Annotated in this window: 1 protein-coding gene; it reads right to left on the bottom strand. The window is 38.4% G+C overall.

Features of this window, described 5'->3' with window-relative positions:
* Positions 1-284 precede the first annotated feature (284 nt).
* Positions 285-1,388 carry an IS110 family RNA-guided transposase gene (locus tag BM308_RS13115; RefSeq protein ID WP_074945828.1) on the bottom strand — a complete coding sequence of 368 codons (1,104 nt, stop codon included), beginning with the start codon at positions 1,386-1,388 and terminating at the stop codon, positions 285-287.
* Positions 1,389-1,481: the final 93 nt, after the last annotated feature.

The following is a 1,481-nucleotide window of genomic DNA, read 5'->3' as shown; positions in this document are numbered from 1 at the left end:
TATATATATGGACCCACTTGAATGTGCAACAGATTTTTGATCAACCTTATATAACGAAGTAAATGCAGCTATATATCCGGCCTCTTGTTGAGTATGCCTACTCTGGCCTCTATGGTTTGTGCGACTGTATTCCTTAATTAAATTAGCGGTATTTTGTACCATTATAAAACTCAGGTTTGATACAGTCCGGTTTTACCTGTTGTGCCAGTTTATCTTTCTCTGTGCATTTCCCTAGGTGGGAACTTTTTTTTGTTACATCTCCTTTGAGTTTATAACAAAATCCTTTAACATAGCTTCATTGCATCTGATACCGATTCAAGCTGATTAACCTTGTTTTCAAAAGGTTTTCTTTCTGTAAGCATTGACCACAGTATTCTCAGTATTTTGTTTGCAACAGCTATCATTATCTTTTTTGCTGGTTTCCCCTGAGCCTTAAGTCGTAAAGCAAACCTGTCAAGATGAGTATCACATTCTTTTTCTACCCTATAACCAGCTGTACTTATCACAGCATTGGCACATTGAGCAAGAAGTGCCCGCAGGTATTTATTGCCTGTCTTAGTTATACTTCCAAGAGTAGACCTTCCTCCAGTAGAATGCTGACTTGGTACAACTCCTGTCCATGCTGCCATCTCTCTACCTGATTTAAACTGGCTGGCATCACCGACTTCTGCCACAAGGGCACTGGCAGTTAGTTCTCCTACACCAGGACAGGTCATAGCAAGCTGTACCAGTTCGTTATCCTTGTTTAAGAGGTTAATCTGCTCTGACAGCTCTTTTTCTCTTTCTTCCATACGGTGATAATCTTCAAACAATCTGGTAATTGAATTCTTTAAATTGACATTATGTATCTGTTCACTCTGTTCAAACAGTTCCTGAATGTCATTATTGAAGTTTCCCTTGCCCTTAGCTGTAATAATACCGAATTCTGCCAGTATTCCCCGTATGCGGTTACTGATTTCTACTCTTTCACTTACAGCTGCCTTTCGTAGGGTATGCAGTAAGGCTACAGTCTGTTCTTCCTCTGTTTTTATTCTTACAAATTTAGTATCAGGCTGAATACCACAGGTATATATAGCTTCTGCATCTCTTTCATCATTCTTTACTCTTTTATTTCGCAGAAAAGCTTTTACATGCTGTGCCGCTATGAGTTTTACGGTAAATCCGTGACTTTCAAACAGTCTTGCCCAGTACTGACTTGCTGAGCAGGATTCCATAAAAATTAAACATGGTCCCTGTTTCAAAATATGATCAACGAATTTTGAACGTTGTACCTTAACATTTTTCTTTTTTCCCGTCTTCTGATTGACTACCAGTACCTGGAAAGAATTTTTTGCAGTATCAACAGCAATAATAGTTTCAACATTCTGTGCAACTTTGTTTATAATCATCTTGTGGATCCTCTGGTTGTTTAGTTTATCCCATTGATACTATAGCATTTTTCTGTTACTCAGTATCTCAAGCAGTGGGTCCACACCATTAAA

Source organism: Succinivibrio dextrinosolvens (assembly GCF_900116345.1).
GTDB lineage: Bacteria > Pseudomonadota > Gammaproteobacteria > Enterobacterales > Succinivibrionaceae > Succinivibrio > Succinivibrio dextrinosolvens_B.
Note: the sequence above shows the minus strand (reverse complement) of the source record. Positions and strands in the feature narration are given on the sequence as shown.